We start from the raw sequence: 17736 nt of genomic DNA, 5'->3' as shown, positions 1-17736 counted from the left end.
GAATGCCCGAATCGGTGCGAGCGGCGCTGCGGTTACGCACAGCCGGGCCCAGTCTCGAGTCCAATGCCGCGGCATTGATGCTGTCGTCGATCGCCACCGGCGCGCTGGGGCTGCTCTACTGGGCGGTTGCCGAACGTTTCTTCGACACCGCGGAAGTCGGCCGGGCTTCGGCCGTGATCAGTTCGTCGACGATGCTCGCATCGGTTGCCTGTCTCTCGCTCGGCGGCGCGTACCAACGATTCCTGCCGATCGCCGGTCGCCAGTCCGTCAAACTGATAGTCGGTGGCCTCGCGGCCACGGGAACCGTCGCGGTGATACTCGGCTTCTTGTTCCTTGCCGTCAATCCGTCCAACGATCGACTTTTCGCGTCCACGTCGGAATACGCCACCTTCCCCTTCATGGTGCTCGCCTTCGCCCTGTACGCGTTGACCGATCCGATCCTGATCGGACTCCGTCTCGCAAAGGGAGTGGCGGCGAAGAACATCACCTTGTCGGTGGTGAAGATCATTCCCGTGGTGGCCCTCTCGGGTACCGGGTCGGCACTGGCCTTGAACGGGTCATGGACAGTTCTGGCGTTCGCCGTCACCGCGGCAGCTCTCCTCTACGTCTTCCGCACGGGCGTGCGCGACCGAACCGAGGTGGCGACTCTACCGCCGGTCCGCGAGATGTGGGCATTCCAGGGTGTCTTCTTCACCATGACCCTGGTGACGACGGTGACTCCGTTGGCCCTGCCGCTGATCGTGGTCTCGACACTCGGCACCGAACAGAACGCGTACTTCAATCTAGCCTGGACCATGTGCTCGGCGGTCGGCCTGCTGCGTAGTGCCGTCGGATCCTCGTTCGTCGTCGAGGCGTCGATGCCCAGTGCCGATCGGAGGCAATTGTTACACCGCCTACTTCGGATGCTCGGCAGCGTGACCGCCGTGTCCGTGGTGGGCCTGGCAGTGGGCGGGCCGCTGATCCTCTACCTGGTCGGGCCCCAGTACTTCTATGCCGCGGCGACTCTCGTTCTGATCATGGCAGTGGACGCGGCTGTCGGTACCGTGGTGATGCTGTACTTCCTTCTTGCCCAGATACTTCGGCACCTGCGAATCATGCTGGTGGTGCAATGCGTCGTCGTGGTCGTCACTGTCGGCGCGGCCGCGGTGATGGTCACCGAATGGGGGCTGATCGGAGTCGGGCTCGGGTCGCTGTCGGCTCAATGCGTGGCGGTACTGATGATTCTCGTACCGCTTCGGCGAGCGATCACCGCACTCACCACCTCCGCTGACACCCGTATCGACGACGTCGGCGCCGAGCCGGTCAGCGCGACGCCCTGACCGCCGCCAGCGCTTCGACGATCTTTCGCCCGCTGAATCGTACGGTCTCGAAGCCCGGCCGCCGAAGAACTGCCGCCACTGCCGGTCGCGCCGTGGCGGCGACATGGGCGGCGATGGCCGACGCCGAGGACGTCGGTGGACTCACCGGCCACAGCATTCGTTCGAGTAGGTGATCGGAGAGCGGACCGGCTCCGGTACGGAGCGCGTGCTCGCGCGCGATACGCAGGTGCGCGTCCCGTTGAGCTGTCCGGTGAACCGAACTGACCTGCGATCCGTAGATGCGGTAGTGATATCCGACCATCGGCACATTACTCATCGTCCCGTGCTCGGACAGCTCGGAGAAGAACCGATAGTCCTCGGCGTGGGCGAACTCGGGCCGGAACTGGAGGCCGCTGCGGTCGAGCACCGACCGACGCACCATCACCGATGCGCCGCAATGGCAACTCGCCAGAAGCAGCCGCTGCCTGCATGCCCGATCGGTTCGTGGCATCCGCACCCGCCCCGTGGCGTCGCCGAACAGAACGTAATCGGTACCGCACGAGACGAGCCGATCGTCGGCCACCATCATGGCCAGCTGTGCCGACAACCGGCCGGGGGCCATGAGGTCGTCTGCATCCATTCGGGCCACGAATTCGCCTCGGGCAAGCGCCAGCCCGTTGTTGAGTGCACCGACGAGGCCGGTGTTCTCTTGACGAACGACTCGAACTCTCGGATCGGTCACGCGGCTCAGGACCGCGTGCGTGTCGTCGGTGGAGCCGTCGTCCACGATCAGCAATTCGAAATCCCGGAAATCCTGGGCCAGTACCGATTCCATCGCCACACGCAGGTAGGGAGCAGCGTTGTACGCGGGGACCAGCACCGTGACCAGGGGTGCAGCCGCGCTCATCGGTATCTCAACACCGACGAGTAGAACTGCGGAGAGGTCTTGACCAGAAGTGCGAACAGCGCCTCTCGTCGGTGCCCGGCTCGAATCAACGCCGCCGCGTCCCGCATCGTGACGGCGCGACGAACGCGGGTCAACGCCTCGTCGTAGAGTTCGGGTCGGGTGGGCGCTTGATGGTCGGCACGCATGGCCACGTGCGCCACCGACGTGAGTACCTCGCGATACCGGAAGGCCAGGAAATCCTCGCTCCAGTCCTGACGCAGACCGTGCAGTGCCAGCTCCTCTTCCGCGTCGTGGCTCACTTTGAACAAGTCGAGGGTACGTCGGCTCAGCGCAGTGGAAATAGATCCTTCCCGGTAGAGGTACCGGTACAGTGGCTCGTCGAGCAGAGCGACGGTGTTCACCCTCAGCGACAGTCGGATCATCGCCGCGATGTCCTCGTAACCTTGTCCCTCGTCCCAGGGCTTGTCCCCCAGGATCTCGCGGCGAAAGAGTTTGGTACAGGCATAGGCCTTGGCGTTGCCTCGGATGAGTAGTCGGGCGAATTCCACGCCTGTCAGGGCGGCCGCGGGAACCGGCGGCTCGTCTATTCGCAGAGTACTTCCGCTCTCGTCCACACGTAGTGTTCGGCAGCAGGCGAAATCCGCGTCGTAGGCGTCGATCGCGCCGGCGAGCGTCTCGACGAACCGTTCGTCGGCTTCGTCGTCACTGTCGAGGAACCACACCAGATCTCCCGTGGCAGCTGCCAATCCGGAGTTACGGGCACATCCGAGACCACGATTGACCGGGTGCGTCACCACCTCGTACGAGACACCATGGTCATCGAGATACTCGCCGGCAACGGCCATCGACTCGTCACCACCGCAGTCGTCCACCAGTATTATCTGATCCACTGGACGAGTCTGTCCGAGAACCGACTTCAGGCAGACCTCGACATACGCCAGCGACCGAAATATCGGAATGACCACGCTTACCCGAGACACTCCTCGACCCCCTGACTGTATCGTCCCGCAACGTCGGGACATGAATTCCGGTACATCACGCTACCGTGGTTCCGACGCGAATTGTGGAGTGAGAGTTGCGAAGAGACCATGGTGATCCGAGCCCGGAAGATCCACTCTCTCGAAACCGGATACCGCCACGTCGCGGACCACGATGTGGTCGATCCCGATCATCGCCGGATACATCTTGTCGGCCGGATACGTCAGCACCAACCCGGCGCCGGTCAGTTCCGCGGCGTCTTCGAAGCCGTCGGTGAGAATAGCCCGGTATCTCGAATGCGAGTAAGTCGAATTGAAATCGCCACTGACGACGATCGGGTCACCGTCGGCGCCGAGATCATGTACCAGAACCGAAAGTTTCTCCATTTCTGCCGCCCACATCCACGCAGGTGACGGGTAAGGAGGCATCGGATGCACGGCAACGAGACTGATCGTGCGCCCTTCTCCGACGTCGACCTTCGCTCGCAGATTCGCCATCGCGAATCGGCCGAGTACCGCCGTGTCCCGAAGCGGCAGCGCACTGTAGATCCCGGTCCCCCCACCACCCGACTCCCTGGTGTCGAGGTACTGGTGGGGCAGTATCGAGTCGACTCCTGCCGCTCGTAACCGATCCACCGCGTCGTCGGTCAATTCCTGCACGGTCAGTACGTCGACCGAGCGATCTCTGATCTGCGCGAGCAGCGCATCGACGTCGGCTTCGCCCAATCGAATGTTCGCTTGCAGTATGCGCAGATCCGGTCCCGCGGTGTAGCCGGAGTAGTCCTGCGTGTCGGCCACGAACAAGGGCGCCTGCGTGAACAATCCGAGTGCGAGCACCCCTACGCCGACGGCCCCGGACTTCCAGGATCCGGTCAGTGCCAGAAAGCAGACACCGACCACACCGACGCCGATCAGTTGCGGCACGAAGGAGGAGAGGATGATCAACTTGTTGCTCTCGAGTCCGACGTAATGCGTCAGTACCCCGACGGCGGCCGCCGCCACGCCCGCCCAACCGACGACGCGGGCCGTCCTGCGTAGCCACCACCGACCGCTGCGCCCGGAGTCGACCGAGGCAGCGGCCGACTCCGACGGCTGCACACCACTCACGCCGAATCACTCATGCCGTGTCACCGGCTTCATGCCGTAGCACCGACTTCGAACTCGCTCACTTGCCCGACAGACGGTCCGCGATCATCGGAACGACCTGATCGGTGGCCCACGTCAACGAGAGTGCGGACGGGAACCCGACCGAGTTCGGCAGACCGGTGTTGCGAGCGAGCGACACGACGGCGCCACTGCGGACCGCCTGCAACTGGTTCCAGGCGTCGAACTTCGTCAGGTATCCCAGATCACCAGTCGGGGACACCACCACGAGGACGTCCGCGCCGAGCTCACCGATGTTTTCGTACGACAGCACACCGCGACCGTCCGCATCGACCGTGAGTGTGGACGCGTAGGGGCTCAACGTCAGCCCCAGCGAAGTCAGGAACTGTCCGATTCCGCGCTCGTCCGAGGCCAACACCGACAGCTGTCCACCGAGGTCACCGATCACCGCGTTGTAGGTTTTGCCCGCGAACTCGGGATGAGCGGACTTCGCGGCGTCGAGCTGGGCGGAGGCCGCGGCGATCACTTCTTCGGCTTTTTCCGGGATTCCCAATGCCGTGGCGATCTTGCGTGTCGAGTTCTGCCAGGGTTCGCCGTTGGCCTTGGTATCGAAGTGAACCACGGGCGCCTGCGGGTTCAGCTGATCGAACTGGCCCTGCTCGAGCCCCCAGAATCCGGTGGACACGATCAGGTCCGGTTCAAGGGTGGCGATCTTCTCCGCTATCGCGCCTGCTCCGCCGTCCATGTTCAGCAACGGCGGAACTTCGTTCAGCGCATCCTTTTCCCACGGCCAGACACCGGTCTGGTCGGTCGCCGCGAGGTTTTGCGCATCGACGGGCAATGCGATGGGCGTGACTCCGAGCGAAAGAAGAATGTCGGCGTCTTGCGGCGACAGGGGCAGTGCCCGTGTAGGAGCCGCCGCGATGGTGGACTCACCGAACTTACCCGACACGGTGACCGGGAACTGGCCGGTGGCAGCCGGTGCCGACACCGATGTACTCGATGCACTCGACGAGCTCGCGGAAGTCGACGTGTCGTCGGACCCACACGCCACGAGAGCGAGAGCGAGCAACGATGCCGCGCCGATCAGTCCGATCTTGGCTCCGGTACGTCGCGGCCCTCTACTCGATATCCCCGCAGAATTCATCTGTTTCCCTTTCGTGTCGGTATGTCAGTGCACTGGCAGATCGGCCGGTCGCGTCATGTCCGATGTCGTTACGGATGCGGCGAGTTCGGCGATGGATCCCGAGTCGAAGACGGCGGCGGCGTCGATCTCGTACCCGGCCGCGCGCACGCGAACCAGAATCCGCATGACGGAAATGCTGTCGCAGCCCAGAGCGAAGACGTCGTCGTCGACACCCACCCGCGGCACGGACGTGACCTCGCGCACCACCTCGCACAGCAGCACCTCGACTGCAGTGACCGGCTCCCGATAGGTAACGGGCTCGGTGGTGGGGCGAGGTAGCGCCGTCTTGTCCAGTTTTCCGTTGGTCAGAGTCGGCAGATGCTCTACTACCGTCACCGACGCCGGAACCATGTAGTCGGGCAGGACCGCCGCGACGGCCCGTCGGATGTCGGCGGGATCGGCGGCCTCGGCCAGGACCACGTAGGCGGCCAGTTGCAAACTACTCCCGCCGTCCGAACGCGCAATGACGACGGCATCGGAGACGGATGTGAAACCACGTATGAGCACTTCGATTTCGGCCGGCTCCACCCGGTGCCCACGAATCTTGACCTGATCGTCACCTCTACCGCGGTACTGCACCTTCCCGTCGGCCGTCCACCTGGCTCGGTCACCGGTGCGATACAGCCTCGTCCCGCCCGTGGCGAAGGGATCGGCGACGAAACGTTCGGCCGTACGAGTGGGGTCGGACCGATAGCCGCGCGCCAAGCCGTCGCCCGCCAGGTACAATTCGCCGTCGACTCCGACCGGCACCGGGCGAAGCCGGCCGTCGAGAATGTAGACGGCGGTATTGGTCACCGGGCGACCGGCAACCGGTTCGGGGTGAGTGTCGGTGCGGCCGATCAGCGCGTCGACGGTGCTTTCACTCGGTCCGTACAGGTTGTAGCCCGTCACTCCCGCGCGGCTACGCAACGCACTCCAGAGACCGGGATCGACCGCTTCGCCGCCGAACCCGAGCGATACGGGAGCGGTGTGGCCGTCGAGCAGGCCGGCTTCGATCACCTGCGCCAGGTGTGAGGGCGTCAGTTCCACGAAATCCCATGCCTGGGCCCGCGCCTGGGCCACGAGTTTCGCCGGGTCGCGCCGCGTCGTTTCGTCGACGATGCACACCGTGTGCCCGTCGAGCAGCCACAGTTGCGGCTGCCACGATGCATCGAATGCGAAGGACCACGCATGCCCGACTGCCAGCCGGTCCCGACCGGCCCGCTGTTGGGTGGGTCGGTAGATATCGCGTCGATGGCTGGCGAAAAGCGTGACCAGACCACGGTGAAGTGCTTCGACGGCTTTCGGCGTACCGGTCGAACCGGATGTGTGGATCACGTATGCCGGATGCTCCGCCCGCAGCGGCGACAACCTCTCGGCGTCGGTGATCGGTGTGTCACCGTATGTGGCGACCTCGTCGATCACCTCGACCGAGTCGAGAGCGAGTACCGGGTACGTGCCGCTCGGCACCGACGCGATCAGATCCGACGTGGTCAGTACTGCAGCGGGTGCCGCCGAGGCGAAAACCTGCTCGATTCGACTACGCGGTGACGCCGGATCGAGCGCCACGTACGCCCCACCTGCCGCCAAGACCGCGAACAGTGCGGCCATGGTCTCGGCGGATCTCGGAAGAACCAGAGCCACCGGCACTTCCGGGCCCACCCCGATCTCGATGAGCAACCTCGCCAACCGGCGCACCCGCACTGCGACTTCGTCGAACGTCCAGGATGTGGCCCCGCTGACGATCGCGAGTTCACTTCCGTGCTCGGCGACTGCGCTCTCGAACAGGTCGATCACGGTGCCCGTCGGCACTTCACCGACATTGCTCGACCACGAGGTGGCGATCAGCTCGCGCTGGACGTCGTCCATCGTGTTCACCTGCGCCAGAGTGCGATCCGACGGCAGTGTGGCGAACTCGCGTAGCACGTGCGCCAATCCGTCCGCGAACCGTTCGACAGTGGCGCGATCGAACAGGTCGGAACTGTATTCGATCTTCCCGACCACGGTATCGGTGCCGGTGAACTCGACGAAGTCGAAGGACAGGTCGAACTTGGCCGTGGTGACGTCCAAGGGCACGGGCGTGGTCGGCAAACCGCCGAACCCGCCGGCCGGGTCGGACTCGGTCAGGTAGACGACCATGACCTGGAACAGTGGGTGCAGTGCCCGCGAGAGACTGCGACCGCTTCCGAGCGCGGCGTCCACCACCTGCTCGAACGGAAGGTCCTGATTCCCGAACGCTTCCAGATCGGTGTCGCGAATTCGTGCGAGTAGCTGTTGCACCGTCGGATTGCCGGACAGGTCGGTGCGCAGGACCACGGTGTTGAGGAAGAATCCGACCAGATCTTCGAGTTGTGCATCGGATCGGCCAGAGACCGGGGTACCGATCGGAATATCCTCGCCTGCACCGGATTTGTGCAGCAGCACGGTCACGGCGGCCTGCATGATCATGAACATGCTCACGCCTGCACGGGCGCCGACCTCGCGAAGGCCGCGCACGACGTCGGCATCGAGTCCCAGGTACACCGCGCCGCCGCGGTAGCTCATCTTCGCCGGTCTCGGGCGGTCCGTCGCAAGACCCAGCTCACGCGGGGCACCGGCGAGCGCGGTGCGCCAGTACTCACGTTGGCGCGCCGCCACACTGTCGGGGTCTTCGGCGTCCCCGAGAAGCTCACGCTGCCAGAGCGTGTAGTCGCTGTAGCGAATCGCGGGATCGTCCCACGTCGGGCCCTGGCCCGCCTGCCGGAGTGCGTAGGCAGTGGCGAGGTCGGTCACCAGTGTTTTCGTCGACCACTCGTCCACGGCGATGTGGTGAATGATCAGCGCCACAACTGTATCCGATTCCGTCCGGATCACCTTTACTGCCAACGGAATACGACGTGCCAGGTCGAACTGGTGCCGCGCGGCGGTGCCGAGTTCTGCCGACACCGCATCCTCGGTGACGGCAGCAGTCTCGACGATGTCGATCTCGACGTCCTGCGGGGCCACGATCACCTGTCGCGGCCCGCGTTCGTCCACCGGGAACACCGTCCGTAACGCCTCGTGCCGGGAAACGAGGTCGCGAAGGGCCGCGGCCAGCACGTCCACGTCGACCGCTCCCGGCACCCGCCAGGACAACGGCACGTTGTAGGCGCCGTCCGCGGCACCGAGTTGCTCGATCAACCACATCCGGTTCTGCGCGAACGACAACGGCATCGGGTCCAGACGCTCGCGGCGAACAAGTGCGGGCCTTGCCGTCGATGAACTCGGTATGAGCCGGGCCGCGAGCTGCGCCACGGTCGGGGCGTCGAACACCGTTCGCAGCGCAAGGTCCACACCGAGTTCACCGGCCAGCGAATTGACCAGTCGGACAGCGGCAAGCGAGTGCCCACCGCGTTCGAAGAAGTTGTCGTCGAGACCGACGGCGTCGACACCGAGAGCGCGGGCGAAATGTTCCGATACCTGCGCCTCGAGGGCGGTGGCTTCGCGATCGACCACCGTCGACGCCGCGAACGTCGGAGCGGGTAGAGCTTTGCGGTCCAGCTTGCCGTTGAAGCTGACCGGTAGCGAATCGAGCACCACGATCATGGTCGGAAGCAGATACTCCGGAAGCACCCGGTTCAGACCGGCACGTACCGACGCCGTGTCGGGGGCCGAACCGGTGGCGGGAACGACATACCCGACCAGCACTGATTCGCCCTGAGCGTTGGGGTGCACGACGACCGCGGCACGACCGACCGAGTCGAGTGTGACCATGGCGTTCTCGATCTCACCGAGTTCGACACGCAGACCACGGATCTTCACCTGGTCGTCGGCTCGGCCGAGATACTCGACGGTGCCGCTACGAGTCCATCGCACGAGGTCACCGGTTCGATACAGCCGACCACCGGGTACGGGCGAGAGCGGATCGGCCACGAAGCGCTGCGCGCTGAGCGCGGGCCGGCGCAGGTACCCCTGCGCCACCTGGACTCCGCCGAGGTAGAGCTCGCCCGGTACACCTTCCGGTGTCGGCCGCAGGCAGGCGTCGAGAACGTAGAGATCCACGTTGTCGCCTGCGCCGCCGATGTCGGAGGTTCCCCGGTCCTCGGTGGTGGTGACCCATGCGCCGACGTCGCCCGCTCGGGTGACCTCGACAGCGGCCTCGGTCGGCCCGTACAGGTTGTCCATCCGGCACTGCGGTAGTGCGCGAGTGAATCGTTCGATAGTGCTGCGCCCCAGTCCTTCACCGCTGCACACCACCAGACGCAGGGCGCTGCATCCGGCGAGTCCGGTTTCCTCGAGCACCTCGTCGAGCATCGACGGAACGAAATGGGCGATGGTCACGGCCCGCTCGCTCAGCAAACGCGCCAGTTGCACCGGGTCTCGGTGCGTATCGGGTCCGGCAACGACGGTGACTGCCCCGTTGACGGCGGGCCAGAACAGTTCCCACACCGAGACGTCGAAAGTCGCCGGGGTCTTGAGCACCATCCGGTCCTTCGCGGTGATCGGCGATCGCTCCTGCACCCAGGCAAGCCGGTTGGCCACCGAGCGATGCGAGACGACAACACCTTTCGGGTTTCCGGTAGAACCGGACGTGTAGATGACGTACACCGGATGATCGAGCGTCAACGGCGACCGGCGATCCGCGTCGTCGACGGCGGCCGAATCGAATGTCGCGATCTTGGCCTGCACGCTCGGATCACCCAGATCGACCGCAGCGGAGGCAGCGAGATCGTGTCGCTCGATCGACGACGCATCCGTCAGAACCAATGCCGGTCGACTGTCCGCGAGAAGGTAGTCCACTCGCGCAGTCGGCAACGTCGTGTCGACGGGCATGTACGCCGCGCCGCTCTTGACCACGGCGTGGATCGCGATCAACTGCGCCGCCGATCGAGGCACTGCCACCGCCACCACGTCGCCGGGACCGACATCGGAGTCGACGAGAAGCCGCGCCAACCGGTTCGAGTGTTCGTCCAGTTCGCGGTACGTGAGGTGCTCCGTCTCCGACTCCACGGCGGTGTGGTCGGCCGAACGCCGGGCGCTCTCGGTGAGCTGCGTCGCCAGGGTGTGCAGGTCGAAGTCGACGACGGGGCCGCGGCCGAGTGCGGCGAGGCGCCGGGACTCCCGGGGCCCGACCACCTCGATCGACCGCAACGGCACTGCCGGGTCTGCCGAGACCTGGGTCAGTACCCGGGTGACGGCGTCGCCGATCATCACGGCAGTGTCGTGATCGAACAGATCTGCCGCGTATTCGAGGTGTAGCGCCACCTCACCGGTGTCAGGTGTGTCGACGAACGTCGCGGTGAGGTCGAATTTGGCCCGCACCGACGACAACTGCTCCCATTCGGTGGGTATCCCCAGGACGTCGGGTGCGGAGCCGGTCCGTTGGAGGTAGCTCAGCATGATCTGGAAGAGCGGGTTCCGCCCTTCGACGCGCGGCGGCGACACCACCTCGACCACGTCCTGGAACGGCAGTTCCTGATGATCCAACGCGGCAAGGGTGTTCACCTTGACGCGATCGACGAGTTCACCGAACCGGGGATTCCCCGACAGGTCGGTGCGCAGGACCAGCGTGTTGACGAAGAATCCGACCAGGTCGTCCAGCGCGCTGTCACTTCGTCCGGACACCGGCGTACCGACCGCGATGTCGGTACCGGCCCCCAAGTGCGAGAGCGCTGCCACTGTCGCCGCGTGCAGCACCATGAACATACTGGCGCCGCGTCGGTCGGCGAAGGCGCGTAACGGTTCGATCTGTTCGGCGCCGACCAGTGTGGTGATCGCGCCCGCGGTTCCGCTGGGATGCTCCGGTCGGCGACGGTCGATCGGCAACGGGGTCTCGGCAGGCAGACCGGCCAGGGTATCGGCCCAGTACTGTGCCTGCTTCGTGCCGGTATCGCCGGCGAGTAGCTCTCGTTGCCACAGTGCGTAGTCGACGTAGGTCACCGCAAGCGGCGCCCAGTCCGGCGCCGCTCCCCCGCTGCGAGCCAGATATGCCCTCGTCAGGTCACCGAGCAGCGGCACGTCCGACCATTCGTCGGTCGCTATGTGGTGCAGGACCACCGCGAGAACGAACTGTTCGACGCCCGTCTCCACCAACGTCACTCGCAACGGAGCCTCGACCCGCAGATCGAACGGGGCCGTCAACCGGGCAGCTATCGCCGCTTCGGCGTCCTCGGCGGGAAGCGCGAGGAACTCGAGCACCGGGGCATCGGTGTCGTCGAGGATGCGCTGACAGTAGGCGCCGTCCACCAGGTCGACGACGGTCCGTAGCGGTTCGTGCCTGCTGATCACGTCGGCGAGCGCTTGTCGTAGCGCCGCGATGTCCACCGAACCGGACAGACGCGCGAGATGCGCGTAGTGGTACGGAAGGCTGTCCTCGGTGAGCTGCTGTACCGTCCAGAGCCGTTCCTGGGCCGCCGACAGTGGCAGCACTTCCGGTCGTGTTCGTGCGGTGATCGCTGCCGACGCGGCCCCGGCCGAGGAGAGCCTGGCCGCCAGAGTCTCGACGGTCCTGGCTTCGAAAAGATCCCGGATCGTCAACTCCACACCGAGTTCCGCCCGAACCCGGCTGACCACACGCATCGCGATCATCGAATGCCCGCCCAGTTCGAAGAAGTCGTCCTCGACGCCGATCCGGTCGAGGCCGAGCAGATCCGCGAAGATGGCGGCGAGCGCCCGTTCGGCGTCCGTGCGCGGCTCGATCGTCCCGGCGGCTCGACTGTAGTCGGGTTCAGGTAGGGCGGCGGTGTCCAGCTTGCCGTTGACCGTCATGGGAATCGACGAGATCGCCGCGACGTAGCCCGGAACCAGGTAATCGGGCAGTACGGCGCGAAGATGGTCCACCACTCGGCCCACGAGGCCGTCGTCCGCACTCGCCACCGGAACCAGGTATCCGGCAAGACGCTTCGTGCCTTCGACCAGCGGATCGGGTACGGCGATCACGGCAGCGGCCGCGACGCCGTCGAAGGCCTCGATCACCGACTCGATCTCGTGTAACTCCACCCGATAGCCGCGAACCTTCACCTGGTCGTCGATCCGGCCCAGATAGTCGATGAGCCCGTCGGCGCGGCGGCGCACGACATCGCCGGTTCGGTACATCCGTCGGCCCCTCCCGTCGGCGCCTGCGACGACGAACGGATCCGCCACGAAACGCTCGGAGGTCAGATCGGTGCGTCCGAGATAGCCGCGAGCGAGCCCGACTCCGGCGATGTACAACTCACCGGGTACGCCGTCCACAACCGGCCGCAACCAGGAGTCGAGCACATAGCCGTCGGTCCGCAGAATCGGTGTTCCCACGGTGGGCGAGTCGCTGTCCGACGTTCCGCCGCCGAGAGTGTTGATCGTGTACTCGGTAGGTCCGTACAGGTTGTATCCGAGCGTTCCCTCGGTCTCGCGCAGTCGATTCCAGACGGAGTCCGGTACAGCTTCACCACCGAGAAGAACCAATGGAGGACGGTGCGATGCTGCCCCGTTCTCGAGCAGGCCGTCGCCGAACAATGCGGTGGCGTATGTCGGGGTCACGTTCACGACATCGATCAGATGCCGGTCGCAGTACCGCACGAGCGCCGACGAATCGCGGCGTAGATCCTCGTCACAGATATGTACCTCGTGGCCCTCGACCAGCCAGAGCAGCTCCTCCCACGACATGTCGAAGGCGAAGGACACGGTGTGCGCGATTCGGAACGTCCGACCGCCCTCGGCGCTCACCACGGGGTCGAAGATCGCGCCGCGATGATTGAAGTGCATGTTCGTCAACCCACGATACGGAGTGACGACGCCCTTGGGCTTGCCCGTCGAACCCGAGGTGTAGATGACGTAGGCCGGATGATCCAGTCGGCCCGCGGTTCCCGGCGCAAAGCGCCCGAGTTCGGCTGCGGTGAGCGGGCTGTCGTCACCGCTGCCCGCGCTGTCGAGCAGAACCGATCGGCTCGAGTCGAATCCGAGCCGCTCGGCGACGGCAGAGGTGCTCACGAACAGGCTCGGTTGTGCGTCGACGATCACGGTCTGCAGTCGTTCGTCCGGCTGGTCCAGTTCGAGGGGTAGGTACGCGGCGCCGCTGCGGAGGACGGCGAACAACGCAACCACCATCTCCACCGAACGCGGCAGCGCCAGCGCCACCACCGCTTCGGGGCCGGCTCCGCGCCGTATCAACGTTCGAGCGAGGCCCTCGACCCGGCGACCCAACTCGGCGAAATCGATTCTCTCGTCGCCGAATACGAGCGCAGATGCATCGGGTGAGAGTGCCGCCCTCTCCACGAGAAGTTCGGCAATGGTGACGTCGTCGAGATCACCGGCCGCGTTGGCGCCGGTGGCCTGGCGAGCCGCTTCGTCCGCCGTCAAGGACGGGATGCTGCCCACCAGTCGTACGTCGTCCTCCGCGACGATGCGCAGCAACGCCAGGAATCGATCGTGGAGGCCGTGCGCACGCTGCGGCGACACCAGTTCTTCGCGATAATCGATCTTGACGTGAAGGCGTTCACCTGGTGAAACGACCACGGCCAGTGGATAATGCGTGTGGTCGAGGCTGTCCTCGGCGACGATGTCGTGGCGAGCCGACGCCGATGCCATCTCGGAGGCGTTCTTGAAGTTCTGCAGCACGAACAGCGTGTCGAAAAGCTGCGCATGCCCGGTGGCACGCTGGATTTCGCCGAGTCCGAGGTATTCGTGTTCCATCCGGTCGACGTATTCGTCCTGCATCCGGCGTAACAACGCGGCGACGGTCTCGGTGGGACTGAGGTTCACGCGCACCGGAACCGTGTTGAGGAACATACCGAGAACTCGATCCAGACCGACGATCTCGGTGGGGCGTCCGGCGACCGTGGAGCCGAACACGACGTCGGTGCGGCCGGACTCGGCCGCCAGGACAAGTCCCATCACCGCGTTCATGACCGCGTTCAAGGTGACCCCGCTGGTGCGGGCCCGCGAGCGCAGCGCCGAGGTGAGATCCTCGTCCACATACGATTCGATCCTGGTGGGCAACTTCGCGGACTTCGCCACCGCGGCCCCGGCCACCAAGGTCGGCGTCTCGAATCCGGCGAACTCACGTTGCCACGCCGCAGTCGCTTCGCCGTGATCTCGTCCGGCCAACCACGTCAGATAGTCGGTGAACCCGGCTTCCGGAGCCACGACCGGGTCACCGGCGTACCGGCTGAGCAGCTGTTCGACGAACAATGCTCCGGACCAGCCGTCCCACAAGATGAACTCGCGGTTGATCACCAAGCGGTCGATCTCTCCGAGATGGATCAACAGCACTCGCCACAACGGCGGTGTACTCACGTCGAAGGGCTCGAGTCGGTCGGCGAGTTCGAGCTCGGCGGCACGAGAGACCTGCTCGGCGGTGTCGAGTTCGGACAGGTCCACCTCGGTGAACGGGACTTGAAGTCCCGACCCGATGTACTGCACGGGATCACCGAGACCGTCGTCCGTGAAACCTGCTCGCAGAGTAGGGTTCTCGTCCAAGATCGCCGCAATCGCCGTACGCAGCCGATTCACGTCCAGACGATGGCCGAAGTCGAGGGAGAACTGGGCGGTGTAGATGTCGGTGGAGTCGTCGAACCGGGATTGGAAGTACAGACCACGCTGCAGCGGCGACAGTGGCCAGATGTCCTCGACGATCACCGGACTCGCGGCCACGATGCGGTCGATCTCACGCTGACCGAGAGTGATGTTCGCCAGATCGGAGGGAGTGAGCCCGGCGCCGCCGCGCCCGGCCACCTCGACCAATTCGGTGGCCGCGGACAACCAGCGGTCGACCAGCGAATGGAAGTCGGATTCGGTCAGACCGTGGTGGGAGGAGAATTGCACCGACGCACCGCCGTCCACCGTCTGCCGTACGGCGACATCCAGAACGTAGGCCCCCAGTCGCGCACCCCCGTCCCGGACCAGAACCTGGGGTACAGATTTCACGGAAAGTGCTTGCGCTGCTTGCACGTTCGCATGTCGTAGCATCGGCCAGCCGACACCGTCGTCCGGTGCCGCCCGCAGGGCTTCCTTCGCGTTCCGCAGGGCAGTGAGTGGATCCGAGTCGAGGGCCACGCGGATCGGGTGTGTCCATCCCATCGGACCAACCGTACGACTGACGTCGGCCCCTTCGGTCAGACCGGCGCGCCCGTCGCGCCACACGTCTACCAACAATTCGGTGCGCTCGGCATCGTCGTGCGCTCCGGCTACCGCCGCGAGAACCAGACCGACCCAGACGTCGAGCGTTCCCGACCCCGCCAACGACCGGTACTCCCCGGCAGCGAGCGACTCGGTCCGGGTCAGTGGTTCCGCATCGTCGGTCGCCGCACCGGGTTCGACAACCAGGTCGGCGCCGGCGGCGACAGTGTCCAACCATCTGGTCAATTCACCGAGCCGACCTGGCGACGATGCCTGCTCGGTGAATGCCTGCGCGTGCGCCTTGAGTGAGGTCGGAACCGGACGCAATGCTCGTTGCTTTCGGCGGCGCGCGTTGGCGAGCAGTAGCCGAAGATCGTCGGTCACCACCGTCCACGACATCGGATCCAGGATTCCGGCAGCGCCGAACAACACCACTTCACGACGCCCGGCGACGCCGGAGCTGAGCACCGCGTGCAGAAGACGACCGGAAGCCGGGTCGGGGCGAACGCCGCCCAGCTCGAGAATGTCTGCGGTCGGTGACCCGGGTGGCAACGACATCTCCGACACCAAGGTCGATCCCGAAATCGTGTGCGGCGGCGCGGTGGTGAGCATCCACAACACCGGAACCGGTGCCGCCAGCGTCGCCCGCAGCAGGTGATGGTGATCGACGAGAGAACTCAGAGCAGCAGCCAGATCTGCTGTCGAGACCGCCTCGGGGACGCCTGTCCGGTACTCGTGAAGCTGCTCCGAGGTGGACCGGCCCAGGTCACGTTGCCTGGCAAGCATGGGCATCAACCCGACCGGTCCACTGCCGTCTTCGTCGTGTGGGAGGGACGACTCCGCCTCACGCGATGTGGGCGCTGCACCGTCGAAGTCGAGCTCGCCCACCCCGGCTTCCTCGTCATCGAGGAACGCGTCGACGAACTCGAGAAGTTGACCGATGTGCTGCTGCGCGTCGGCTTCGTCACCGTCGTGGCCGCGCAGTCCGATCTCGATCGGGGTACCGGCACCTTCGAGGACGACGATGAACTCCACTTCACCGACCGGTCCGGACGAGAGCATGTGTGCCCGGCTCGAGTCGCCGATGATGTGCCGCGACGTCGACGCGGGCATGATGTTGACACCGATACCCGGCGGACGCCAGCTCGGATCGCGACGGGCGAGTTCGCGGCCCAACTCCTCACCGCGGAACCGGCCGTGCTTGAGCAGCTTCCAGACCTTCTGCTCGATCGCTCCGGCCACGTCGATCATGCGCGATCGTTCGCTCACGTCGAATCGGATCGGCAGAACGCTGGCAACCATGCTCGGCGCGGTACGCAGCTCGCGAACACCGCGGGCCGCGGTGGGGAGCGAGATCACGACGTCCTCGGTGCCGGTCGCCCGCGAGACGTATGCGCCGATCATCGCGATGATCAACCAGGACAATCGAATTCCGTGCGCCTTGGCATATCGGTCGAGCTGCGCACGTCGAGGCGCGTCCAACGTGGCGTAACCGAGCATCACGCCCGGCCCGGGAGCAGCCTCGCGCTCGATCAGTCGAGGTACCACCGGCAAGTCGGACAGTTCACCCAGCCAATAGCGGCGGTCCTGTTCGAACTGTTCACTGCCCACGTAGTCGAGATCGGCCTGCACGTACCGCTCGAGTGCCCAATCCGTAGACAGGTCCGGAACGGTGCCGGCGGCGAACGCCTTGCCGATCTGAGCGAGCACCAAGGTGATGCCGTAGCCGTCGTTGACGATGTGGTGATACTGCTGATAGACGCGGATTCTGTTGTCGGAAATGCGGTGAAAGGCGAAACGGAACAGTAGATCGGACGCCAGATCGACCGGCTCGTTCATGGTGGCACGCATCCACGCCGTCGACGCGGCGGCCGGATCGCTCTCGTCCCGGAAATCCAGGATCTCCAGGTCCCAGTCGCGGTGTCCCCGCGGCAACTGAACGAGTTCACCGTCGTCGTCGATACCGAAGTTGACGTGCAAGGTCTCGGCCTGATCGAGAACGGCCCGCGCCATCGCAGCGAGCGCCGTCACGTCTACGTCACCGACCGTCTCGGTGTACAGACCGGTGTTGTACAGGAAGCCGGTTGGATCGAGCTGGTGGCCGAAATAGATGGTCCGCTGAGCTGCTGTGACCGGAACCGACGACTGCAATGTACTGACTCCCATGTTGCGCGACCGGGTGCGGGCGCAGTCCGAACTTCAAATAGATGTGGTTAGGCTAGCCATATTAAT

General features: G+C 65.2%; 6 protein-coding genes. 1 reads left to right on the top strand and 5 read right to left on the bottom strand.

The genetic code is table 11. The features are described 5' to 3' along the window. Nucleotides 1–2 precede the first annotated feature (2 nt). Nucleotides 3–1319 carry a lipopolysaccharide biosynthesis protein gene (locus tag ABH922_RS07645; RefSeq protein ID WP_424809601.1) on the top strand — a complete coding sequence of 439 codons (1317 nt, stop codon included), beginning with the start codon at nt 3–5 and terminating at the stop codon, nt 1317–1319. On the opposite strand, the gene ABH922_RS07640 is transcribed toward ABH922_RS07645, so the two are convergent. Genes ABH922_RS07640 through ABH922_RS07620 form a run of 5 tightly spaced genes read right to left on the bottom strand, consistent with a single transcriptional unit; the run spans nt 1303 to nt 17670 of the window. Next, a complete protein-coding gene (locus ABH922_RS07640) occupies nt 1303–2205 on the bottom strand; it encodes a glycosyltransferase family 2 protein (protein WP_424806340.1) in 903 nt (300 codons plus the stop codon). The two genes, ABH922_RS07645 and ABH922_RS07640, sit on opposite strands and share 17 nt — an antisense overlap. After that, nucleotides 2202–3227 (bottom strand): glycosyltransferase family 2 protein, encoded by a 1026-nt coding sequence (locus ABH922_RS07635; RefSeq protein WP_424806339.1) that lies wholly within the window; start codon nt 3225–3227, stop codon nt 2202–2204. The genes ABH922_RS07640 and ABH922_RS07635 overlap by 4 nt, the downstream gene beginning before the upstream one ends. Nucleotides 3228–3245: 18 nt before the next feature. Then, nucleotides 3246–4289, bottom strand: coding sequence for an endonuclease/exonuclease/phosphatase family protein (locus ABH922_RS07630; RefSeq protein WP_424806338.1), 1044 nt, complete (start codon nt 4287–4289; stop codon nt 3246–3248). A gap of 58 nt (nt 4290–4347) precedes the next feature. Continuing rightward, nucleotides 4348–5433 (bottom strand): ABC transporter substrate-binding protein, encoded by a 1086-nt coding sequence (locus ABH922_RS07625; RefSeq protein ID WP_424806337.1) that lies wholly within the window; start codon nt 5431–5433, stop codon nt 4348–4350. Nucleotides 5434–5457: 24 nt separating this feature from the next. Further along, entirely contained in the window at nt 5458–17670 is a 12213-nt protein-coding gene (locus ABH922_RS07620; protein ID WP_424806336.1) for an amino acid adenylation domain-containing protein, read from the bottom strand. Nucleotides 17671–17736: the final 66 nt, after the last annotated feature.

This window comes from Rhodococcus sp. 27YEA15, from assembly GCF_049739425.1.
Classification (GTDB): Bacteria; Actinomycetota; Actinomycetes; order Mycobacteriales; family Mycobacteriaceae; genus Rhodococcus_F.
The sequence above is the reverse complement of the archived record's forward strand: the minus strand, read 5'-3'. Positions and strand labels throughout refer to the sequence as shown.